Here is a 22,077-nt window from a genome sequence, read left to right on the forward strand (position 1 = left end):
CGCGCACCACCTTCAACCACCTGGGAGAGATCGTTGTTCGAGCGTCCACATCGTCTGATCCTGCTGGCCCTGGCCATGGGTGCCGGAACCGCGAGCGCCCACGACTTCCTCCTGCTGCCGTCGGCGTTCCGTGTCGATGGCACGCAGCCGATCACGCTGCAGGCCACGGTCGCGTCGAGCTTCCCCACACCGGAGATCGTCGTGCCCGCCGATCGGACCGAGCGCCTGGCGGCCTTCGGACCTGGCCAGCCGCAGCTGCGCATCACCGGGCCTGTCGACAAGGGGCTGCAGCTGGAGGTGCGCGGCGCCCAGGCCGGCATCCTGGTGGCCACCGCGGCCATCAAGCCGCGCGACGTCGACTATGCCGAGGACCGCATTCCGCTGATTCTGGGCGAGTACCGCGTCGCACCTGCGGCCGCTGCCGCGGTCGAGGCTCTGCCGAGGCCCCGCACATGGCAGGTGGTGTCGCGCCGCTTTGCCAAGGCCACGGTATGCGTGGCCGACTGCCGCGACCGGTCTGCAGCCGAGCGCCCGACGGGTGTTGCACTGGAATTCGTCGCGGCCGCCGGTGTCAGCGCGACCTACATCCTGCTGGCCGATGGCCTGCCGCTGGTGAACCACCCCGTGGACCTGGTGGACCGGCAAGGCCATCGCGCGCATCTCGCCACCGACGAGAAGGGCAAGGTGGATCTGGGTGAGGCCCCGCGCGGCCCGTCGATGCTGTTTGCGGCCCGTCTGCAGCCGCCGGCCGGGTCCGGGCGGTTTCTGCTAGACCTCTCCACCTTCGTGCTGGATCGTTGACGAGCGCCTGAGGCCCGCAGCAATGGACCGGACCGGTCCTGCGCGTTCGCAGGACACTCGGTCCCCGACCGAGTTTCCGTGCGTCGCATCAAGCAGGTATCCGGCACCTCGCAGCGTTCTCACGAGCTTTCTGGTGTAGGGCCGGTCGACCTTGGCCCTGAGACGGCAGATTGCGACTTCGACCACGCGAGGATCCACGTCGTCCACGTCGCCCCAGACGGCGTCGACGAGGTCCGCGCGCGACAGGACGTATCCCGGATTGCGCATCAGGGCGGCCAGCAGCTTGAACTCGAGCGCACTCAGATGCAGACGTACACCGCCTCGCGAAGCCGTTCGCCTTGTCGTGTCGACGACCAGATCATCCAACACGACACGATCGCCTGTCACCGTTCCGGCGGCAAGCCCACGGCGAAGGACGACTCGCATGCGCGCGACCAGTTCTTCACAGGCGACCGACCCGGCCACGCAATCGTCGGCACCAGCTCGAAGGGCTGCCAGCCGTTCGTCGAGCGCGCACGTGCCCGTCATCGCCAACACCGGCACCGTGAACCGGCGCTTCAGTCGTTCAAGGGCTCGAACGCCGTCACGACCGATTGGGGTCAGGTTGAGCAGCACAAGGGCAGCCCCCCGCCCAGCCAGCCGTTGTTCGGCACGATGAACGTCGCCTTCGATGTCCACTTGAAATCCCCTCGCCTCCAGACGTCGAGCAAGTCCCGAGGCCGAACGCGTGTCGGCGTCGACGATCAAGATGCGCTGCGCCTCGTCGTCCACGATGCCATCGACAGGAGAACGGGGGAGCGTCATGCCGCCAGCGCTTGTCGTAGCGTGTCGCGTTCGTGAAAAGCCCACTTCGCGCCGCCCCGCAGGCGATCCAGCGTGCTCGCGCTGCCCTGTGCAAAGAAGAGGTCGTCGGCGCCCGCATGGTGTGCGAGCCTTCGCCGCAGTCGCACCGACCGTTGTCGCAGATCGCCCTCGAACGCGCCACCGATCGGTCGCGTCTGGCGCAACACGTGCGCAGCCTCATGAAGTCGCGACAACGCACGGACCGTCAACGCCGGGATCGCCCGCGGCGCAGCCAGCTTCGGCTGAACTACAAACGGATTCGGTCCGACCAGCAGTCCCCATCCGCGCACGCCCGAAGCAATGTCGGCGCTCAGCGCCTCCAGACGCGTCAGGCCGAATTCGCGCGCGACTCGAAGCCTCCACGCCAGCCACGGATCGTCCCGATGGATGGCGTCGATCACCTCCTCGGCCAACGATTCGGGTCCTGACACTGGCAGAACCAGCGAGCACAGGATGCTGCGTGCATGCCCGTCACCCTCGCCCGCGGCCTCGTGCAGCCAGTGAATGGCCCTTTCGGTGTCTTCAATCGTCGAAGCCGAGCGCAGCAGGAGGGCCCCCAGAAGGCGTTGGGCCGTCGGATCGCCGATGGCCGCCGATTTCTCCAGGCAGAACCGAGCCATCTGAGGATTCGCGACTGAAGCGCTGGAGTCGGAGTGCACTCGATACAACAGCATCCAGGCCTCCCCGTAGCCTGCATCGGCCGCGCGCAGCAAGAGCGCAGCCCCCTTGCGCATGTTGGCGTGTTCGGTCAGCGACGAAGGCCGATCGGCAACGACCTCCAGGCCGCATAGTGCGCGTCCCAGAAGTAATGCAGCGCGGGGATTGCCGCGGTGGGCGCAGGTGTCGAGAACGCGCTCGATGTCGGTTGGACCGCTGGTCAGGTCGAATCCAGCGAGCGCTTGCGCCCGCCACAGTGCATCGCACATAGTTGCCAACAGCGGTGAGGTGGCCGGCAGCGGCAGTTGCGCTGCAGCGCCCAGCAGCTGCCCGACCAGCGGACCCTGCCCGTTCTCCAGCGCCAAACCGATGGCCTGCTGCAGCAAGGCCTCGAGATCGAAGGCGGTGTTTCCCCGGAGACATGCCAAGAAGACGCCGAAACCGGCCCGGGGTCCGCGATCTGCAGCCCGGAGAAGGAGCCGCGCCAGTGGATCGCCCAACTCGTCGGCTTTCGTGAGCCAAGATATCGCCGGCGCGGAGCAGGTATCGGTCAGCCAGCTCCAGACCCCGAGCTTGATCCAAGCTGGCACGCTGCCGACGGCCGCCGCCCGCTTCAGAGTTGTCACGTGTCCCAAGCGCACGATCTCGTGCAATGGCAAGTGCTCGGCGACGATCGATGCAGCCAGCGGCGAATCCGCCAAGGCCGGGCGCTCGAGATGTTCGAGTCCTTGTGCCAGATGCAAGGGGAATCCGTCGGTGCCCGTCAGGTATCTGCGGCCGACTTCGCAACGGGCCGCGATGTCCCCCTGCCTTGCTGCAGCAAGCAGCTGGATGTCTTTCTTGCGCATGCGGTCAGTCCTTTGGTGATGCGCGACCGCAACGAACCGTCCAAACTCTCAGCGGTCGAAGTTCGCGATGGCCTCACGTTCTTGTCCCCCGGCAAGGTATTGACCTGATACCAACGGAACCCTTGCTCGCAAATGACGAGTTCGTCATCTCGATCGAGATCGCCGTCAAGGCGCATCTGAGGGCTGTCGACCCATTCGTGGTGCTGCCTTGTCGAAGCCGCCCGGTCGCGCACCTGCCGCACGTCAGCACCGACGTCGTGTCGGTCGCGGACCACGCGATGCGCACAGGTTTGGGAGGCCACCGCTAGCACTGGCGCCCTGATCTGGCGCCTTGTTCTCGCCTCTGCGGGCTCGGTCGTCCAATCTGATTCCAGCGCATTCCAGGTAACGTCTCGAACCACAGCGGCTGCATCGTGGACACTCGGCTCGAGAGGTCGTCGCTGAGGTGTCGGCACGAAAATCACCCGGCACTACCAGGGCCGGGAACTGCTGCCTGTACCCGCCTCGACGGAGGGAAGTAGACACTTCGCCGCAGGTCGAGTCGATCGCATTGGGTTCATCAAGCGGGCACCGGGATTGGGCTACGCCCCGAATCAGATTGCGACGCTGGTGGACACCGCCGACGGTCGCATTCGTCGTGCCGAGTGCGCGGTGTCGCCCGCGCGGTTCGAACTGACTCGCGCCAAGCTGAGCGATCTACCGCGCATGCAGTGAACGCTGGACGAACTGCTGGCCCACAGCATCGCCAGCGGAGGAGTTCATCGTTGCCCGATCACCGAGGTGCTGATGGGCGATGGCGGCAAGGCCCGACGGGGCGCAGCCTGGCTGATGATGCCGCTTATGGCCCACCCACCCGACGTTTCGGGCGTGGCTGGTCGCGCGAGATGGCGGGTTGCGGCCCCTGACCACTCCCGCAGACTACTGGCCGTGCAACTCGACCGCACCAACCTCGCTGCCGCCATTGAGCCAGCCGCTCGCTGAGACCGTATCGCGCCGGCCCTGCATCATCTCTTCGAAGCCCGCTGCGCGCGTCTTGTCGGCGCTGTCAGTGCCGACGAACACACTGCCGGCTGCACCGCCGACTTCGCGCCAACCGTCCGCAGTGACCGGATTGCGCCGCTACGCTGCATTCTCCTGGAGTGCGCCGAAACGCGCCTTCGCTGCCGGCATGGCATGGGTGCTGAACCCGGAAGCGCCGCGAAGCTGCGTGAAACCGGATGTGGCTGCGGCAGGCAGCGCGACGGCACCGGCGAGCGCGAGCAGCCGTACGAGATGGATACGGGTCTTCGTGGTGGACGCCTTGGTGCTAGGGAGTCCACTGAGTAGTCCGCCCGTTTCGGTGCCAATGTGCACCGTGCACGCACTGAAGAAGTCGCCGCCCGACAACAACGTTGCCGCTCGACGAAAGGGTTGTCATCGGCGCAATGTCGACGGACCTGAAGGCGTGGAGGACGAGAGCAGGCGCGGGCACTCGCGGGCCCGCGCCTGCAATGCGATCGACGTCGGGGGGTCGGGGCGGGCCAGCTGGAAGCACTGGATCTGCGCCCGACCCGATCAGGGTCTGTCAGAACACATGACGGACGCCGAGCTCCAGGCCCGACGATGTTTCGCCGCCGAGCATGCCGGCGGGTGCGGAATACAGCACCGAACTGCGAGCAGCCCCCTTGTTGGTGACCCGGCCGTAGGTCGTGTACATCGAAGTCCGCTTCGACAGGTTGTGCACGTAGCCGATACCCAGTCGCGTGCTGTCGTCCGCGTCGCCGAAGCCGGAACCGACGGCGCCACCGGAACGGTCAGCACGCGTGTAGCCCAGTTTCACGGCGCCGGCCCCCATCGGGATCGTCGCACCGATCGACAGATCCTTTGTCTCGCGCGGGCTCCACTGTTTCACGTCGTAGAGCGTGTGCAGCGTCACGTCGCCCAGCATGTAGTTGAACTGGATGTTGTAGTTCTTGAAGTCGGGCGTGGCAGCGCCCGTCTCCGTCTTGCCATAAGCCACGGCAATGTCGACCGGCCCGCCCTTGTAGCCCAGCCGCCCGCCGATGTACTTGTTGCCAACGACGCCTTCGCCGGCGGCGACCTGGAAGTGCCCGTAGACGCCCCCCATGGCAGGCAGGAAATAGCCCACCGTATTGTCGGCGCGCAGAACTGTCGTGGCCGTGCTCCCGAGGTTGGAGCCGCCGCCGTAGCTGAAGATGCCGCGCGAGCCCACGCCGACGACGCCGAACTCGTCGGCGAAGGTGTTGTAGGCGGTTGGCGTGTAGTCCCGTCCGAGGCGCACCTCGCCAAAACCTCCCAACAGGCTGACGGTGGAGCGGCGCTGCCAGAACTTGGCATCGGCGGTGCCGGTGTCCACGCCAATCCCGGCCTCCAGATGGAAGCCAGCCTTAAGGCCGCCCCCGAGATCTTCGACGCCGCGCAGGCCCCAACGGCTCGTGGATGCGGATCCAGAAGCCACGCGCTTCACGGAGCCGGCGCTCCCGTTCTTCACCTGGCCCACGGCGACGTCCATGATGCCGAACATCGTGACCGATGATTGCGCCAGGGCGCCCGTGGATAGTGTGGCCAGCGCCGTCGATGCGGCCAGTGCGAGCAGTGTCTTCTTCATGTGTTGAATCTCCGATAAGTGACAAGGGAACACCTTTCTGCTTCGATGGGCCTCCGACTCCGCCCTCCGTCGGCGGCATCCGGCAACCTCTGTCAGGAGAAGGCGCTGGATGCAGACTAGGTGGCGCAAGCGCTACTGGCGAGAAGCTCGTTCAGGAGTGCTGGGGTTGCGCCAAGGCTCCCCCCTGCGTTCGAACGCAACCTGTCGCAGCAGCCCGACATGGGTGGCCAGTTCTGTTCGCCGACCTCTTGTGCTGGGCGCGGTCCTGCGACTGCTTGCGGCCCATCGAGGTGACCAGATGAGATTGCGTCTGTCAGAGAAGCACGATCAAGCCTCTTTGGCGCCTTGATCGTGAGATGACGCAGATGTCATGAACGGGCCATCTTTCTGTGGGTGAGCGGTTTCTACATTGGCCGCACGGTGCACCGAGACACCGCGACACATGGGGGACGAGATGTCGCCCCGCCACTCAGCAAGGAGTTCGTCATGAAGACCCGTTTCAACCTGATCGCCATCGCGCTGCTTGCCGCCGCGACCACCACGTCCGCCTTCGCCACCACCGGCACCACGTTCGTCGGTGGCGAGGCAGGCTTCAAGTCCCACCCCATGCCAACGGTCAAGACCCGCGCCCAGGTGCAGCAGGAACTGGCCGCTTGGCGCGCGAACCCGGTCGCCGCCGACGGCTGGCGCGATGTGGGCGGCGAGGCTGGCGCGGTCTACGTCGGAACCGGCGCCAGCGGCAGGTCACGTGCCGAGGTGGTGAGTGAAATGCTGCAGGCCAAGCGCAATCCAGTCGGCAGCGACGGGTGGATGAATGTCGGCGGCGAGGCCGGCGCGGTGTTCGTCGGCACCCGCGCGCCAGAATCGAGCACGCTGCGCATGGCGCACCCGAGTGGCCAAGCCTGCCACCGCATCGTCGGTGGATTGAGCCGCAGCGGTCACATGGCCGCGGCTGCAGGCCGCAACTGCTGATCCCTGGTGGGCCTCACGGCCGCGGCGCCTCGTCCGCATCCGTGAGCGCGTCGATGATCGGGCAAGGGTGGACCTCGCCCGTGGTCAGGCACTGGTGAAGGAGGTGGGCCAGTGCCGCCTGCATCCGCGCCAGATCGGCCAGTTTGCCGTTGATCTGCGCCAGCCTTGCGGCGGTCACCGCCTGTACCCGGCGCCGGTTGCGGCCGTCGGCGAGGTCGAGCAGCGTGCCGATCTCCTCCAGCGTGAACCCAACCGACTGCGCCTTCTTGATGAAACGGATGCGCTGTACCAGCGCGGTCGGATAGAGGCGCACCGCCCCACTCGACGGCGGCACGGGCAAGAAACCACGGCGCTGGTAGTAGCGGATGGTCTCGACCCCGACGTCCGACATCCGGGCCAGTTGCCCGATCGTGAGCGGGGGCGCACCCGTGTCGGTTCGACGTGGCTGGCGTCCCCTTCGAGGCGGCACGGCGTCATGGTTCATGGCGTCATGGTCCGTAGTCGGATACGCCGTAGTGTTGACTTGCGTCAAATGCCCTGCGGAACCCGCGCCTACGATCGGAGTCACTCCCTGTGCCCACCATGACACCGATCCGCCGACCCAGAACCCTGCGCCGCATCGCCACCGCGATGCTGCTGTTCTGGCTGTTTGCCATCGGCGCGTCATGGGCCAACGCCTGTGTCCTGCAGAACCAGCAGACCCATGCTCACGCCGATGCGGTCGAGGGTGATCACGCCTTCAGCACCGTGACGGCCGGGCATGGTGGCGCCGTGCCATCGCACGCTGACGATGGGGATGCCGGCGACCTGGTCTGCCTGGACCTCTGCGACGCAGCGTCGCAGTCCTGTGTGCAGCCTGACGGCGCACCAGGGGCGGTCGATCTCACCGACGGGCCTCCGCTGCTGCTGGCAGCGGCCTGGGCCCCAGTCGCCGCGCGCGTGGCCGACGTCCCCGTCGTCGCCACGGCGCCGCTTCCTGACGCGGTTCCGCCGCGCACCCGGCTTTCCCGCCTGGCGCTCTAGCGCCTCATCCTCGCGCCCGGCCCGGACTAAGGGCGGCGTGCGCACGCGTTCGCACGTCCCGTCGCCATGAGCACCCGGCCGGCGCCATCCGTCGTTCGGCCGCTTGACTCCGTACCCAGGTACGGCCATCAGACTGAGGCCGGTCAGCGGTCCTCGCCCTTCACGATCCACTCGCAATTCGCAGGAGCTTGATATGACATCCGTTCGCACGATCTCGATCCTCACCACGACCACGCTGGCCTTGCTGGCCGCCCCGGCCTTCGCCGCCGGCAACGACGAGCACGACGCCCATCACCCGGCCGCAGCGGCCGAACAGCGCGTGGCCCAGGCGCCGCAGGCCGCTCAAGGCATGGGCATGGGCAACACCATCGCAGCGCCCTCCGGTTCGGCCGCGGCGCCGGCTGGCTACGCCGAGCAGATGAAGGCCATGCAGGCGATGCACGACAAGATGCTCGCGGCCAAGACGCCGGAGGAGCGCAACGCGCTGATGGCCGAGCAGATGAAGCTCATGCAGGACGGCATGACCATGATGGGCCGCATGGGCGGCGGCATGGGCATGGGTGGCGGCGCGATGATGGGTGGCAACCGCCCCGGTGCCGCGCCCGCCCAGCCCGGCGACATGGCGTCGCGCCAGCAGATGATGGAGCAGCGCATGGACATGATGCAGTCCATGATGCAGATGATGATGGACCGCATGGCGCCAGCCCCGGCCAGGAAGTGAGGGGCGGCGCATGAGCTACGGATTCCACTGCGATCTGCCCGGCCGCGACTTCGGCGCTGCCGTGGCGCACGTCACCGACGCGCTCAAGGCCGAGGGCTTCGGCGTGCTGACCGAGATCGACGTCCAGGCGACGATGAAGGCCAAGCTCGGCGTCGATGGCCGGCCCTACCGCATCCTCGGCGCCTGCAACCCGCCGCTGGCGCACCGCGTGCTGAGCGCCGAGCCCGACATCGGCCTGCTGCTGCCCTGCAACGTGGTCGTGCGCGAGGAGGCCGACGGTCGCCTCGTCGCCGCCTTCATGGACCCGGTGGCGGTGCTGCAGCTCACCGACGACGGCGAGGTGGCCACGGTGGCCCAAGAGGTGCGCACGCGGCTGCAGCGCGTGCGTGACGCGATCGCGGCGCCGGCGCGGGGCTGAAGGAGATGCACATGTTCTACGACGGTGGATGGTTCATGGGCGGCATGCACTTCCTGTGGTGGATCTTCTGGGTCGCGATCGTCGTTGGCTTCGCCTGGGCGCTCTGGGGCCGACCCGGCGATGCACGCGGCGGAACGGCAGCGCGAGAGACGCCGCTCGAACTGCTCCGGCGACGCCTGGCCAGCGGCGAGTGCACGCCCGAGGAGTACGAGAAGCGCAAGGCACTGCTGGAACGCGACCGCACGGCAGGCCCTTGACCTTGACACGGGGTCAGGGTCGAAGCTGACCTCGTGCGCTCGACGTCGACGCCGCATCACGAAAGGAGGACACCATGAGCACCCACGACCACACGCACGATCACCTGCAGGGCCCGGCTTCAAGGCCGCAGGACACGACCAGGCCCTCTGCGCTGCTGGGCAGGCCGCTGAAGACCGCGCTGCTGATGGTGGCGCTGGTGGGCGGCTTCTACCTGCTGCGCGAGCACTGGAATCACGTTGCCGGCAACTGGATCTACCTGCTGCTGCTGGCCTGCCCGCTGATGCACCTGTTCCACGGCCATGGGGGCCATGGCGGGCACGGCGGGCACGGGGGCCAGGGCTCCGGACCTCGCAACGACAACGACAAGGTTTGAAACCATGGACATGCCCCAACAACGCCACCGTGACCACGACAAGCGCTCCACCGGAAATGGCGCGACCGATGCCGTGACGATCTACACCTGCCCGATGCACCCGGAGGTCGAGCAGGATGCCCCTGGCAAGTGTCCGAAGTGCGGCATGTTCCTCGTGCCGAAGGATCAGGCCTCGGCCGACGCCCACGCCGGTCATGGACATGCCGGCCATGCGCACCATGACCACGCAGGTCATGCGCACCATGACCACGCAGCTCATGGGCACCCTGGCCACGCGGGACACGAGCACCACGCACCGGCGGCGTCCATGCCTGCGAAGGCTGCCAAGGCCGGCGCCTACGACCAGGTGCCGGCCGACTGGCGCGGCGGCGTCTACACCTGCCCGATGCACCCCGAGGTGCGCCAGACCGGGCCCGGGGCCTGCCCGCTGTGCGGCATGGGGCTGCAGCTCGAAGCGGGCTCGGTCGCGGGCGACGAAGGCCCGAACCCGGAGCTGGTCGACTTCACGCGCCGCCTGTGGGCGGCCACCGCGCTGACGGTGCCGCTGCTGGTACTGACGATGGCGCCGTTCCTGGGCATCACCGCCGTGCGCGACTTCTTCGGCGAGCACGCCTCGATGTGGATCGAGCTCGCGCTCGCCACGCCGGTCATCCTGTGGTCCGGCTGGCCGTTCTTCGATCGCGGCTGGACCTCGTTCCGCACCTGGAACCTGAACATGTTCAGCCTGATCGGCATGGGGGTGGCGGCGGCCTTCGTCTACTCGGTGGTGGCGCTGGTCGCGCCGGGCATCTTCCCGGCCGGCTTCCGTGATCCGACCACCGGCGTCGTCGGCGTCTATTTCGAGGCGGCAGCCGTCATCGTGACGCTGGTGTTGCTGGGCCAAGTGATGGAACTGCGCGCCCGCGAAGGCACCGGCAAGGCGATCCGCGCCCTGCTCGACCTCGCGGCCAAGACCGCGCGCGTGATCCGGCCCGACGGCACGGAAGAAGAGATCCCGCTCGAGCAGGTGCAGGTCGGTGACCGGTTGCGCGTGCGCCCGGGCGACAAGGTGCCGGTGGACGGCACGGTCGTCGACGGCCGCTCCTCGATCGACGAGAGCATGATCACCGGCGAGCCGGTGCCGGTCGAGAAGGTGGCCGGCGACAAGCTCACCGGCGCCACGATCAACGGCACGGGCAGCCTGGTGATGGAAGCCACGCGCGTCGGTGCCGATACCCTGCTGGCGCAGATCGTCGACATGGTGGCCAGCGCGCAGAAGAGCCGCGCGCCGATCCAGAAGTGGGCCGACATGGTGGCCGGGCGCTTCGTGCCGGCCGTGATCGGCATCGCGGTGGCCTCGTTCATCGCCTGGGCGATCTGGGGCCCGGCGCCGGCGCTGGCCTACGCGCTGGTGTCGGCGGTGGCGGTGCTGATCATCGCCTGCCCCTGCGCGCTGGGCCTGGCGACGCCGATGTCGATCATGACCGCCACCGGCCGTGGCGCGCAGATGGGCGTGCTGATCAAGAACGCCGAGGCCCTTGAACGCTTCGAGAAGGTCGACACGCTGATCGTCGACAAGACCGGCACGCTCACCGAGGGCAAGCCGAAGCTGGTGGCCGTGATGCCCGAGCCCGGGCACGACGAGGCCGAGGTGCTGCGCCTGGCCGCAACGCTGGAGAAGGGTTCGGAGCACCCGCTGGCGGAAGCCATCGTGCGTGGCGCCGAGGAACGTGGCGTCAAGCTGGCCGAGGCGCAGGACTTCGAGGCCGTCACCGGCAAGGGCGTCAAGGGCCGTGTCGACGGCAAGGCCGTCGCGCTGGGCAACCTCAAGCTCGTCAAGGATCTCGGCCTGGACGGCGCCGGGCTGTCTGCGAAGGCCGACGCCGCACGCGACGAAGGCCAGACGGTCATGTTCGTGATGCTCGACGGCACGGTGGCCGGCCTGGTGGCGGTGGCCGACCCGGTCAAGGCCAGCACGCCCGAGGCCATCAAGTCGCTGCACGAACTGGGCTTCCGCGTCGTGATGGCCACCGGCGACAACGAGCGCACGGCCAAGGCCGTCGCCGCGCGCCTGGGCATCGACGAGATCCGCGCCGACGTGCTGCCGGCCGACAAGGCGCGCATCATCCAGGAGCTGCAGTCCCAGGGCCGCAAGGTGGCGATGGCCGGCGACGGCGTCAACGACGCACCGGCGCTGGCGCAGGCCGATGTCGGCATCGCGATGGGCACCGGCGCCGACGTCGCGATCGAGAGCGCCGGCTTCACGCTCGTCAAGGGTGACCTGACCGGCATCGTGCGTGCGCGGCGCCTGGCCACCGCGACGATGCGCAACATCCGCCAGAACCTGTTCTTCGCGCTGATCTACAACGCGGCCGGCGTGCCGGTGGCCGCCGGCGTGCTCTACCCTTTCATCGGCCTGCTGATCGGACCGATCTTCGCCGCCTTCGCGATGAGTGCGTCATCGCTGTCGGTGGTGCTGAACGCGCTGCGGCTGCGCACGGCGCGGGTCTGAGGCGGGGCGCGCCGATGGACATCCTCGCGCACACGCTCTGGGCCGGGCTCGGCACCGCCTGGCTGGCGCGCCGGCGACGGGACGTCACACGCAGGACCGTGGCGGCCACGATGGCCCTCGCAGCGCTGCCCGACGTGATCCAGATGCTGCCGGTGCTCGCGTGGTGGGCGGTCGGCGGCGGCACCTGGGCCGCAGTGCAGGCCTTCGCCATCGCGATGCCGGGCCAGGAACCGGTCATGCCCGTTTGGGTGACAGCCTGGTCGCACACCATCCATTGCATCGCCCACAGCGCCGTGATCGCGGCGGGCGTGACGCTGCTGCGCTGGGCCTGGCGGCGCGCGCTGTGGCTGCCGCTGCTGGGCTGGTGGTCGCACATCGTGATCGACGTCTTCACGCATTCGGCGGACTACTACGCCTCGCCGGTGCTCTACCCCTTCACGCAGCGCGGCTTCGACGGCATTGCCTGGATCACGCCGTGGTTCATGGCGCTGAACTACCTGGCGCTGGCGACGGCAGGCATCGCGCTGCTCGTGAGCGCGCGCAGACGGTCCCGATCCGGCGCTTTGCGTCCACCCATCGATCCGACGGGGAACTCGACATGAGCCCGACCGCGTTGAACTGGACGATCTTCGCGCTGTCGTTCGCCGTCTTCGGCATCTGGCTTGCCGCGTGGCTGCGCAGACGCAACGGTGGTGGCCATGACGATGATCGTGCGCGCCCACGCCGTGCAGGCTCGCCCGGCGGGCATCCGCGATCGACACCTCCCGCCCCCACGCCGGGCGTCGAGCCGGTGTCGGGCGTGCCGCTGGACATGACCACCGCGCTGCCCTGGTTCCATCGCGGAACGGTGTACTTCTTCGCGACCGAGGCATCGCGCGCGCGCTTCACGGCGCGGACGTCGGCCTCTCCTTCTTCGAGTCAACTCGAAGACTGTCCATGACGCACACCGCTGCCACGAGCCACCGCTCGTCCACCGCAAGACTCGCTCTGGCCTTGCTGGCGATGGCCGCTGCGTGGCCCAGCTGGGGCCAGCGCATCCGCGACCTGCCGCCCTCGGCGCTGGGCATTTCGGTACCCGGCCTGTCGGCGCAGGCGGCCGCGGGCGAGAAGGCCTTCGACGCCAATTGCGCGTCGTGCCATGGGCGTTTTGGCACCGGTTCCGACAAGGGGCCGCCGCTGATGCACGACATCTACAACCCGGGCCATCACGCCGACGAGGCCTTCCTGCGCGCCGCGCGCAACGGGGTGCAGCAGCACCACTGGCGCTTCGGCGACATGCCGCCGCAGCCCCAGGTCAGCGACGAGCAGCTGGTGCAGATCGTGCGCTACGTGCGCGAGCTGCAGCAGGCCAACGGCATCCGGTTCAAGCCGCACCGGATGTAGCCTTGTCGACGGGCTTCGTCGCCTTCTCAAGCGGCTTCCAGGCCTGTGGGTCGACGCTGGTATCCCTCGGCGGCCTGACATTGCCGGTGGCTGACGGCTCGCCCGCCGCTTGCCCGGATCTTCAGGCCACCATAGGACAGGGTAGTCACACCGCGGAGCAATCCTCCTTCGGCGCATGCGCTCGCGTCACTCCGGCGTCAAACTACATCTGGCGGTGCAGGGCTATCGTCAGCTCGCTTGCCATCCAGATCTATTGACCCCATACCATTGGCACGGACTTTGGACTGCCCGACATCGAAGAGGTCTATCGAGCAGATGGCTGTGTTCAGAGGCAGGGGGTCATTGGTCGTCGGCGCGCTGGCGGCCATCGGTGCGTCGGTGTGCTGCGTCGGGCCACTGGTGCTGCTGATGATGGGCATCAGCGGCGCCTGGATCGCCAACCTGACCGCGCCGGAGCCGCTCAGGCCGTGGTTCATCGCCGTGACGCTGCTGTTCCTCGGCCTGGCGTTCTGGCGCCTGTACCTGCAGCCGCAGGTCTGCGAGCCTGGCGCTGCGTGTGCCGAGCCGAACGTCCTCAAGCGGCAGCGGCTGATCTTCTGGGTCGTCGCGCTGGCGATCCTCGCGCTCCTGTCGGTGCCCTGGCTGGCGCCCTACGTCCTGTGAAGGATTTCTCCATGCGCAAGCTCGTTGCCACCGCGCTCGTCGCACTGATGCCGTGGGCCGCATGGGCTGCCCCACCACAGACCGCGGTGCTCGACGTCCAGAACATGACTTGCGCGCTCTGCCCGATCACGGTCAAGAAGTCCCTGGAGAAAGTGCCGGGCGTCAGCCGGGTCCACGTCGACTACGACAAGAAGACGGCCACCGTGATCTTCGATGCCGACAAGACCACGGCCATGGCGCTCGTCAAGGCCACGACGGACGCCGGTTTCCCCTCGACGGTTCACCAGTGAGCGGGACCGCTGTTCCCGAGTTGGAGTCGGTGCTGACCTGCCCCTCGTGTGGCCACGCCAAGCGCGAGCCCATGCCGACCGACGCCTGCCAGTTCTTCTACGAGTGCGGGCGATGCCACGCCGTGCTGAGGCCCAAGCCCGGCGACTGCTGCGTGTTCTGCTCGTACGGCTCGGTCAAGTGTCCTCCGGTCCAGCAAGGCCAACGGTGTGGCGACTGCGGGCGATGACAGCGGGTCTCGCCCGTAGACGTAGCACCTGCGTGTGGCCAGGCGCGCCACGACCCTGCCTTCGACGGGGCGGGGCCTTCAGCGACACGCGTCAGGTCACCGCGAAGACGCCGCCCATGCCGCCCGCATGGTGCTCCAGCACATGGCAGTGGATCAGCCAGCGACCGGGGTTGTCTGCCACGAACGCCAGCTCGACGCGGTCCCGCGGCGCCAGCAGCACGGAGTCGCGCCAGGGCTGGACCGGTAGCGGCTCGCCGTTGCGCGACACGATGCGCACATGGTGGCCGTGCAGGTGGATGGGATGCCACCACGCGGTGCGGTTGTCCAGCGTCAGCCGCACGCCGCGACCCGTGGGCACCGAGAACAGCGGCGCATGGCCGTCGTGGCGACCCATGTGGGCCCGGCCGTTGACGGACCACACCGGGTCGGCCTCCCTGCTGCCTCCCATCCGGCGCAGCCGGCGTGCCACGCGCTCGGTCCACGGGTCGTCGGGCCATCCGCCCATGCTCATCATGCCGCCGCCAAACACCAGCGTGTGCGACTCGGCCGCCGCCAGGTCCGGCATCGGCAACGGGGCCGCCTCGGCGGGACGCGGCGGGGGGCGGCGTATCGTGCCGACGCCGTCGCGACCGCTGACGGCCACCGTGCCGATCAGGCGTTCCCCTCGACCGAACCGGTCGACGATTGCGTGCTGCCCGGCCACGTCGGCGTCGATCACCACGTCGGCGCGCATCCCGGGGCCAAGCAGAAGGGGGCCGTCCCATTCAACCGACGCGTCAGCCGGCACGCCGTCGCGGGCAATCAGCCAGCCGCGCAGGCCGCGCAGTTCCAGCGCGAAGATGCGCGCGTTCGCGGCGTTGATCAGCCGAAGCCGCAGACGCTGGCCGGCCTGCAGCGGCAGCACCGGCTCCAGCTGCCCATTGACGGTGAGCCGCTGGCCCATCCGGCCGGCATGCGACACGTCCATGTAGTCGTAGAAGTCACCGGCGATGCGGCCGCCGGCATCGAGCCGCCAGTCGTCGAGCAGCCAGACGTGGTCGACATCGACCGGTGGCGGCGCATCGTCCTCGACCACCAGCGCGCCGGCCAGTCCGCGCTCGACCTGCTCAGGCGTGCCCAGGTGCGGGTGATACCAGAAGGTCCCCGCATCGGGCAGCGCGAAGCGGTAGCGGAAGCGCTCGCCGGGTGCGACCGGCGGCTGCGTCAGGTGCGGCACGCCGTCCATCGCGTTGGGCAGGCGGATACCGTGCCAGTGGATGGTGGTGGGGTCCGGCAGGTCGTTGACCAGTTCGACGTCGAGCACGTCACCGCGCCGGTATCGCAGCGTGGGTCCCGGCACCTGCCCGTCGTAGGCCCACACCGGGAGCGCCGGCTGCCCGGCCGCCGAGACGGCGCCCTCGGCCGCGCGGATCGGCCGAGGAGCGGACTCGGCGCGGGCGCCGCCCCAGGCGGCCAGCGGGGCGAGCGCGGCAGCTCGCATCAGGTCACGTCGTTGCATGAGCAGGGTCTCCCGAAGAAAGGGCAACGGCGGGTGCACGCCGGCGCCGCATCAGCACATAGGCCGCAGGAATCACGAACATCGACAGCAGCGGCGCGCTGACCATGCCGCCGACCATCGGCGCGGCGATGCGCTGCATCACCTCGCTGCCGGTGCCCGAACCCCAGAACAGCGGCAGCAGCCCCGCGACGATGGTGGCCACGGTCATCGCCTTCGGGCGCACCCGCAGCACGGCACCCTCACGCACGGCCTCCAGCAGGTCCGCTTCGCCAGTGCGACCCGTGGCTACCCGTTCGGCCCAGGCCTGCTTCAGGTACAGCAGCATGATGACGCCGAACTCCGCGGCCACCCCGGCCAGCGCGATGAACCCCACGGCTCCGGCCACCGAGAGGTTGTGCCCCAGCGCCCACAGCAGCCACACGCCGCCCACCAGGGCCAGCGGCAGGGTGGCCATGATCAGCAGGGCTTCACCGACGCTGCGGAAAGTCATGGCCAGCAGCACGAAGATGATCAGCAGCGTGAACGGCAACACCAGCTTGAGCTTGGCAACCGCACGCTGCAGGTGCTCGAACTGGCCCGACCAGCTGACCGAGTACCCCGGCGGCAGCGCCACCTTCTCGGCCACGGCGCTCTGCATGTCTCGCACCGTGCCGCGCAGGTCGCGGCCGCGGATGTCGACGTAGACGTAGCCCGCCAGCCGCGCGTTCTCACTGCGCAGCATCGGCGGGCCGTCGGTGATGCGGATCTCGGCGACGTCGGCCAGCACCAGACGCTGCCCGCTCGGCGTGACGATCGGCAGCGTGCGCAGCGCCGCCAGCGAGTCGCGCCACTCGCGCGGGTAGCGCAGGTTGATCGGGAAGCGCTGCAGCCCCTCGACCGTCTCGCCGATGTTCATGCCGCCCACCGCCCCGGCCACGATCTCCTGCACGTCGACGATGTTCAGCCCGAAGCGCGCCGCGGCGTCGCGTCGGATGTCGACGTCGATGTAGCGCCCGCCGGTCAGCCGCTCGGCCAGCGCACTGCTGATGCCGGGCACCGGCTTCACCGCGCCCTCGATCTGTGCCGTCAGGCGGTCGATCGTCGCGAGATCGGGGCCGGCCACCTTGACGCCCACCGGACTCTTGATGCCGGTGGCCAGCATGTCGATTCGGTTGCGTATCGGCGGCACCCAGATGTTGGCCAGGCCCGGCACGCGCACGATGCGGTCCAACTCCTCGACGAGGGCGTCCGGCGTCATGCCGGGCCGCCATTGGTCGCGGGGCTTGAACTGGATCGTGGTTTCGAACATTTCCAGTGGCGCCGGATCAGTGGCGGTCTCGGCACGGCCGGCCTTGCCGTAGACGCTCTGCACCTCGGGCACGGTCTTGATCAGGCGGTCGGTCTGCTGCAGCAGCTCGGCCGCCTTGGCCACCGACAGGCCGGGCAGCGCGGTCGGCATGTACAGCAGGTCGCCCTCGTCGAGCGGCGGCATGAATTCGCTGCCGATGTGCTGCAGCGGCCACAGGCTGGCCACCAGCACTGCCGCGGCCGCCGCCAGCGTGAGCTTCGGGAAGCGGATCACGCCCTCGAGCAGCGGCCGGTAAACGGCGATCAGGCCGCGGTTGAGCGGGTTGGCCGTCTCCGGCGGGATGCGGCCACGGATCAGGTAGCCCATCAGTACCGGAACCAGAGTCACCGCCAGGCCAGCGGCAGCGGCCATCGCGTAGGTCTTGGTGTAGGCCAGCGGCGCGAACAGCCGGCCTTCCTGCGCCTCGAGCGCGAACACCGGCACGAAGCTGAGCGTGATGACGAGCAACGAGAAGAACAGCGCCGGGCCGACCTCCTCGGCGGCGCGGCCGATGACGCGCCAGCGCTCGTCGTCGGCCAGCGTCTGCCCTGGGTGCCGGTGCTGCCAGCGTTCAAGGTGCTTGTGCGCGTTCTCGATCATCACGATCGCAGCGTCGACCATCGCGCCGATCGCGATCGCGATGCCGCCGAGCGACATCACGTTGGCGTTGATGCCCTGTTGCTGCATCACGACGAAGGCGGCCAGGACCCCCAGCGGCAGCGAGACCACGGCAACGAAGGCGCTGCGCAGGTGGAACAGGAAGGCCAGGCACACCAGCGCGACGACGACGAACTCCTCGACCAGCTTGCCGGCCAGGTTGTCCACCGCCCGCTCGATCAGGCCGGAGCGGTCGTAGACCGGCACGATCTCGACGCCTTCGGGCAGTCCGCGCTGCAACTCGGCCAGCCTCGCCTTGACGGCGGAGATCGTCGACAGCGCGTTCTTGCCAGAGCGCATGACGATGACGCCGCCGACGGCCTCGCCCTCGCCGTCGAGTTCGCCGATGCCGCGCCGCATCTCGGGCCCGAGCCGGATGCGCGCCACGTCGCCCAGGCGCACGGAGATGCCGGCGTCGGAGGTGCGCAGCGGGATGGCCCGGAAGTCGTCGAGCGACCTCAGGTAGCCGCGGGCGCGCACCGCGTACTCGGCCTCGCCGATCTCGATCACCGAGCCGCCGGCCTCCTGGTTGGCGCGCGCCACCGCGTCGGCGACCATGGCCTGCGTGATGCGGTGAGCGGCGAGCCGGCCGGGGTCGAGCACGATCTGGTACTGGCGCACCATGCCGCCCACGGTGGCGACCTCCGCCACGTCCGGCACGGTCTTCAACTCGAAGCGCAGAAACCAGTCCTGCAACGCGCGCAGGTCGGCCAGGTCGTGCCGGCCGCTGCGGTCCACCAGGGCGTACTGGTAGACCCAGCCGACGCCGGTGGCGTCCGGCCCGATCGACGAGCGCGCCGTCGCCGGCAGCCGTGACTGCGCCTGGTTCAGGTACTCCAGCACCCGCGAGCGGGCCCAGTACAGGTCGACGCCGTCGTCGAAGATCACGTAGACGAAGCTGTCGCCGAACATCGAGAAGCCGCGCACCGCCTTGGCACCCGGCACCGACAGCATGGTCGTCGTCAGCGGGTAGGTGACCTGGTTCTCGACCAGCTGCGGCGCCTGGCCGGGCCAGGTCGTGCGGATGATGACCTGGGTGTCCGACAGGTCGGGCAGCGCGTCCAGCGGCGTGCGCGACAGCGCGACCAGGCCCCAGGCGGTGAGCAGCACGCTGGCGACCAGCACCAGGAAGCGGTTGGCCAGGCTCCAGCGGATCAGCGCGGCGATCATCGCGTGCCCCCGGTTCTGCCGGACGGCGTGTTCAACCGCTCGATCGCCGTGATCTGCGGCACGTCGCCTTCCTGCATGCGGAACTCGACCCGCACGCGGTCGCCGGGCGACAGCCCGGCGGGCGGCTGTGGCGGAAGCCGGAAGTCCATCACCATCTGCGGCCACTTCAGCGACGCGATCGGCGGGTGGTCCAGCGTCACGGTGTCGCCGTCGACGGCCTGGACGCGGGCATCGGTGTAGTGGGTCGGCATGGACCCGGACGCTGACTCAGCCGCAGGCGACGGCGCCGCACCCGGCTCTGCCGCGTTCAGGCGAACCTCCAGCCCTCTCAGGCTGGCCTCCGAGTCGACCAGGAACTGCCCCGACAGCACCACCTGCTGACCGGCCTGCAGGCCCGCGAGGATCTCGACCTGGTCGGCGGTCTCGCGGCCGGTGCGCACCTCCACCGGCCGGAACCGCCCGCCGTCCTCGGCCAGCATCACCACGCTGCGGCGCCCGGTGTGGATCACGGCATCGACGGGAACGACCAGGGCCTTCGAGCGGGCGTGCGCGGCAAAGCGCATCTCGACGAACATGCCGGGCACCAGTTGTCCGCCGGCGTTGGCGATTTCGAGCCTTGTGCGGCGGGTGCGCGTGGCCGGGTCGACCTGGGGCAGCAGTGACTGCACGCGGCCTTCGAAGGTCCGCCCCGGAAGCGCCGGGCTCGTCGCCGTCACCGCCATGCCCGGCGCCAGCGCCGCCGCCTGGCTCTCCGGCACCTCGCCCTCGGCCCACACGGTGGCGGTGCCCTGCAGCCTCAGCAGCGGCATGCCCGCCATCACCGTCGTGCCCTCACGCACCGGCAGCTCCGTCACGACGCCGTCGATCGGCGCCTGTATCGTCACCTGCGCCAACACCCGGCGCTCGAGCGCCACGCGCCCGATCAGTGCTTCGCTCATGCCCGCCTGCCGCATGCGGGCCAGCGCTGCATCGCGCAAGGGATCGAGGCCATCGCCGCGCATGGCGGTCAAGGCCAGGTACTCCTCCTGCGCCGCGACCCAGTCGGGCACGTACAGCTCGACCAGCGGCGCGCCGGCGCGGACCTTGTCGAAGAGCGCCCGGACATGCAGCTTCTCGACGAAGCCCATCGCGCGTGCGGCCACGACCTGCTGCAGGCGTTCGTTCCAAGCCACGTTGCCGACCGCGGCCACCTCGGGTGCGAGCGTGCCCTCGACCACCGGCGCGGCGCGCAGCCCGAGGTTGCGCTGCATGCGCGGGCTGACGCTGACGGTCGACGCATCGGCCTGGTCGCCACCGGCGTAGCGCGGCACCAGCATCATGTCCATGAACGGCGACTTGCCCGGCGCCCCGAAGTTGCGGCCAGGCACCATCGGGTCGTGATAGTTCAGGATCCGCAACCCGGTGACCGGGTCTGTGTCGCCGGCCTTCAGTCCGTCGCGGACGTGGCGCCGCGTGGCCTCCTCGCCTTGTGGGATGGTCCACTGCGAAGGGTCGGCCGGCGCCGCAGCGATCGCCGCCGGCGACGCCATCATCGCCATGCCCTGGTGCATGCCCAGCCACCAGGCGGCCACGGCGAGACCGGCCGCGGCGGCCAGCGCCGCGGCGGCAACGACGAGGGTTCTGTGCTTCATCGTGCGTCTCCGGCCGCGGGGATCAAGGTGTCCAGACCGGCCCAGAGTCGGGCCGCGTCGAGCTCGACGTCGATGCGCTCCATGCGCAGCGCCAGCGCGGCGCGGCGCGCGTCGAGCACGGCGCCGAGCGGGGCCGCGCCACCGCGGTAGGCGGCCAGCGCTGCCTCCACGCGCTGCTGCGCCAACGGCTCGCGCTCGCGGTCGATCAGGGCCCGTCGCGCCAGCGCGGCACGCCAGCCGTCGATCCAGCCTTCGACCATCGCCAGGACCTCGCGCTCGAGTTCCACGCGCTCCTCGCGCAGGGCGTCGGCCTGCGCCAGGCGGGCGCCGAGCTCGCGATCCTGGCGCTGCGGCCGGTCCCACGGCAGCGGCACTGACACACCGATCGACACCATGTTCGAGTAGCGGCTGCCGCGCTGGCTGAACATCAGCTCGGCGCTCCAGTCGGGCTCGCGCTCGGCTCGGGCAACCGCGACGGCGGAAACCGCCACGGCCTCGCGGGCCGCCAGTTGCGCCAGGCCGGGATGTTGCGCCAGCTGCTCCGCCAAGGGTCGATCGACGAGCCCGTGCCGGTCCATGGTGGGCGGGTCGCCCAGCGGCCGTTCGACCGGTTCATCCGTCCACCGGGCCAGGTCTCTCCGTGCCGTGGCAACTGCCGCCTCGGCCGCGAGCAACGCCTGATCGATCTGCGCGACCGCGTCGCGCGCCATCAGCACGTCGGTGCTGCCACCTCGGCCCGCGCGCTGCGCCGCCACCGCGGCATCGACCTGGAGCCGCGCTTCGGTGCGTTGGGCCTGCAGCAGCGCCAGGCGCTGCTCGGCCGCCCGCCGCTGGAACCAGGCCAGCGACACCTCGCGCCGCACGTCTGTCGACCGCAAGGTGTACTCGGCCTGCTCGGCCTCGGCCTCGCGCAGGTAGCGGTCGGCCCGGGCCTGACGCTTGTCATCGCGCGTGAAGGTCTGCATCAGCGACACCGAGCGCATGGTCATGAAGTCGCGTGTCGTGCTGAAGCGGTCGGGGCCGTCTGCGGGCAGGTTGACGAGCGAAAGGCCCAGCACAGGGTCGGGACGCTGAGCGGCAGCCACGGCCATCTCGCGGGCTGCGCGTGCACGCAGGTCCGCGGCGGTCGGCGCCGCCGCCCGGGCGACGGCGCGCTGCTGGGCTTCGGCCAGCGAGAGCGGAGACAAGGAAGCGCTCGACGCGGGCCAGGCGACGAGA

At 69.4% G+C, this 22,077-nt stretch carries 24 protein-coding genes; 15 read left to right on the forward strand and 9 right to left on the reverse strand.

Annotated elements, in window-relative coordinates:
* Window positions 1–33 precede the first annotated feature (33 nt).
* Complete coding sequence (locus ENE75_RS16475; protein WP_158288977.1) at window positions 34–801, forward strand: DUF4198 domain-containing protein; 768 nt, start codon at window positions 34–36, stop codon at window positions 799–801.
* On the opposite strand, the gene ENE75_RS16480 is transcribed toward ENE75_RS16475, so the two are convergent.
* Complete coding sequence (locus ENE75_RS16480; protein ID WP_128199406.1) at window positions 769–1,605, reverse strand: response regulator transcription factor; 837 nt, start codon at window positions 1,603–1,605, stop codon at window positions 769–771. The two genes, ENE75_RS16475 and ENE75_RS16480, sit on opposite strands and share 33 nt — an antisense overlap.
* Window positions 1,602–3,149 carry an SEL1-like repeat protein gene (locus tag ENE75_RS16485; RefSeq protein WP_128199407.1) on the reverse strand — a complete coding sequence of 516 codons (1,548 nt, stop codon included), beginning with the start codon at window positions 3,147–3,149 and terminating at the stop codon, window positions 1,602–1,604. Before ENE75_RS16485 ends, ENE75_RS16480 begins: the two co-directional genes overlap by 4 nt.
* Before the next feature lie 122 nt (window positions 3,150–3,271).
* On the opposite strand from ENE75_RS16485, the gene ENE75_RS16490 reads away from it, so the two are divergent.
* The gene (locus ENE75_RS16490) at window positions 3,272–3,457 is read left to right on the forward strand and encodes a hypothetical protein (protein ID WP_128199408.1); all 186 of its coding nucleotides are present in this window, start codon (window positions 3,272–3,274) and stop codon (window positions 3,455–3,457) included.
* Window positions 3,458–4,067: 610 nt separating this feature from the next.
* Here the strand turns inward: ENE75_RS16490 and ENE75_RS24890 are convergent.
* Complete coding sequence (locus ENE75_RS24890; protein WP_158288978.1) at window positions 4,068–4,211, reverse strand: hypothetical protein; 144 nt, start codon at window positions 4,209–4,211, stop codon at window positions 4,068–4,070.
* 502 nt (window positions 4,212–4,713) lie between these two features.
* Complete coding sequence (locus ENE75_RS16495; protein ID WP_128199409.1) at window positions 4,714–5,757, reverse strand: porin; 1,044 nt, start codon at window positions 5,755–5,757, stop codon at window positions 4,714–4,716.
* 393 nt (window positions 5,758–6,150) lie between these two features.
* Here ENE75_RS16495 and ENE75_RS16500 point away from each other — a divergent pair, with 393 nt between their 5' ends.
* A complete protein-coding gene (locus ENE75_RS16500; protein WP_128199410.1) occupies window positions 6,151–6,729 on the forward strand; it encodes a DUF4148 domain-containing protein in 579 nt (192 codons plus the stop codon).
* A gap of 13 nt (window positions 6,730–6,742) precedes the next feature.
* On the opposite strand, the gene ENE75_RS16505 is transcribed toward ENE75_RS16500, so the two are convergent.
* Complete coding sequence (locus ENE75_RS16505) at window positions 6,743–7,213, reverse strand: MerR family transcriptional regulator (protein ID WP_128199411.1); 471 nt, start codon at window positions 7,211–7,213, stop codon at window positions 6,743–6,745.
* 146 nt (window positions 7,214–7,359) lie between these two features.
* On the opposite strand from ENE75_RS16505, the gene ENE75_RS16510 reads away from it, so the two are divergent.
* The 12 genes from ENE75_RS16510 to ENE75_RS25405 all read left to right on the forward strand — a co-directional run bounded on the left by ENE75_RS16510 (window position 7,360) and on the right by ENE75_RS25405 (window position 14,576).
* Entirely contained in the window at window positions 7,360–7,752 is a 393-nt protein-coding gene (locus tag ENE75_RS16510) for a hypothetical protein (protein ID WP_128199412.1), read from the forward strand.
* Between the two features lie 193 nt (window positions 7,753–7,945).
* A complete protein-coding gene (locus ENE75_RS16515; protein ID WP_233259129.1) occupies window positions 7,946–8,473 on the forward strand; it encodes a hypothetical protein in 528 nt (175 codons plus the stop codon).
* A gap of 10 nt (window positions 8,474–8,483) precedes the next feature.
* Window positions 8,484–8,891 (forward strand): DUF302 domain-containing protein, encoded by a 408-nt coding sequence (locus tag ENE75_RS16520; RefSeq protein WP_128199413.1) that lies wholly within the window; start codon window positions 8,484–8,486, stop codon window positions 8,889–8,891.
* 11 nt (window positions 8,892–8,902) lie between these two features.
* Complete coding sequence (locus ENE75_RS16525) at window positions 8,903–9,148, forward strand: SHOCT domain-containing protein (protein ID WP_233259130.1); 246 nt, start codon at window positions 8,903–8,905, stop codon at window positions 9,146–9,148.
* 74 nt (window positions 9,149–9,222) lie between these two features.
* The gene (locus ENE75_RS25110) at window positions 9,223–9,522 is read left to right on the forward strand and encodes a DUF2933 domain-containing protein (protein WP_199232327.1); all 300 of its coding nucleotides are present in this window, start codon (window positions 9,223–9,225) and stop codon (window positions 9,520–9,522) included.
* Window positions 9,523–9,532: 10 nt separating this feature from the next.
* Entirely contained in the window at window positions 9,533–12,013 is a 2,481-nt protein-coding gene (locus ENE75_RS16535) for a copper-transporting P-type ATPase (protein WP_375138496.1), read from the forward strand.
* A gap of 14 nt (window positions 12,014–12,027) precedes the next feature.
* Window positions 12,028–12,615: a zinc dependent phospholipase C family protein gene (locus tag ENE75_RS16540; protein ID WP_128199414.1), complete on the forward strand. Its 588-nt coding sequence runs from the start codon at window positions 12,028–12,030 to the stop codon at window positions 12,613–12,615.
* Window positions 12,612–12,953, forward strand: a complete 342-nt coding sequence (locus tag ENE75_RS16545) for a hypothetical protein (protein WP_128199415.1) — start codon at window positions 12,612–12,614, stop codon at window positions 12,951–12,953. The genes ENE75_RS16540 and ENE75_RS16545 overlap by 4 nt, the downstream gene beginning before the upstream one ends.
* On the forward strand, window positions 12,950–13,396 hold the full coding sequence (locus ENE75_RS16550; protein ID WP_199232328.1) for a c-type cytochrome: 447 nt from the start codon (window positions 12,950–12,952) through the stop codon (window positions 13,394–13,396). Before ENE75_RS16545 ends, ENE75_RS16550 begins: the two co-directional genes overlap by 4 nt.
* A gap of 315 nt (window positions 13,397–13,711) precedes the next feature.
* On the forward strand, window positions 13,712–14,059 hold the full coding sequence (locus tag ENE75_RS16555; RefSeq protein WP_128199416.1) for a mercuric transporter MerT family protein: 348 nt from the start codon (window positions 13,712–13,714) through the stop codon (window positions 14,057–14,059).
* Between the two features lie 11 nt (window positions 14,060–14,070).
* Window positions 14,071–14,349 (forward strand): mercury resistance system periplasmic binding protein MerP, encoded by a 279-nt coding sequence (gene merP, locus ENE75_RS16560; RefSeq protein WP_128199417.1) that lies wholly within the window; start codon window positions 14,071–14,073, stop codon window positions 14,347–14,349.
* Window positions 14,346–14,576: a GDCCVxC domain-containing (seleno)protein gene (locus tag ENE75_RS25405; protein WP_128199418.1), complete on the forward strand. Its 231-nt coding sequence runs from the start codon at window positions 14,346–14,348 to the stop codon at window positions 14,574–14,576. Before merP ends, ENE75_RS25405 begins: the two co-directional genes overlap by 4 nt.
* 91 nt (window positions 14,577–14,667) lie before the next feature.
* On the opposite strand, the gene ENE75_RS16570 is transcribed toward ENE75_RS25405, so the two are convergent.
* From ENE75_RS16570 to ENE75_RS16585, 4 genes are read right to left on the reverse strand one after another with little or no spacing between them, the layout of a single operon-like run.
* Complete coding sequence (locus ENE75_RS16570) at window positions 14,668–16,074, reverse strand: multicopper oxidase family protein (RefSeq protein ID WP_128199419.1); 1,407 nt, start codon at window positions 16,072–16,074, stop codon at window positions 14,668–14,670.
* Entirely contained in the window at window positions 16,061–19,228 is a 3,168-nt protein-coding gene (locus ENE75_RS16575; protein ID WP_128199420.1) for an efflux RND transporter permease subunit, read from the reverse strand. The genes ENE75_RS16570 and ENE75_RS16575 overlap by 14 nt, the downstream gene beginning before the upstream one ends.
* On the reverse strand, window positions 19,225–20,859 hold the full coding sequence (locus ENE75_RS16580; RefSeq protein WP_128199421.1) for an efflux RND transporter periplasmic adaptor subunit: 1,635 nt from the start codon (window positions 20,857–20,859) through the stop codon (window positions 19,225–19,227). The genes ENE75_RS16575 and ENE75_RS16580 overlap by 4 nt, the downstream gene beginning before the upstream one ends.
* Window positions 20,856–22,046, reverse strand: a complete 1,191-nt coding sequence (locus ENE75_RS16585; RefSeq protein ID WP_158288979.1) for a TolC family protein — start codon at window positions 22,044–22,046, stop codon at window positions 20,856–20,858. The genes ENE75_RS16580 and ENE75_RS16585 overlap by 4 nt, the downstream gene beginning before the upstream one ends.
* Window positions 22,047–22,077 lie beyond the last annotated feature (31 nt).

It is taken from the genome of Rubrivivax albus (assembly GCF_004016515.1).
GTDB lineage: Bacteria > Pseudomonadota > Gammaproteobacteria > Burkholderiales > Burkholderiaceae_C > Rubrivivax > Rubrivivax albus.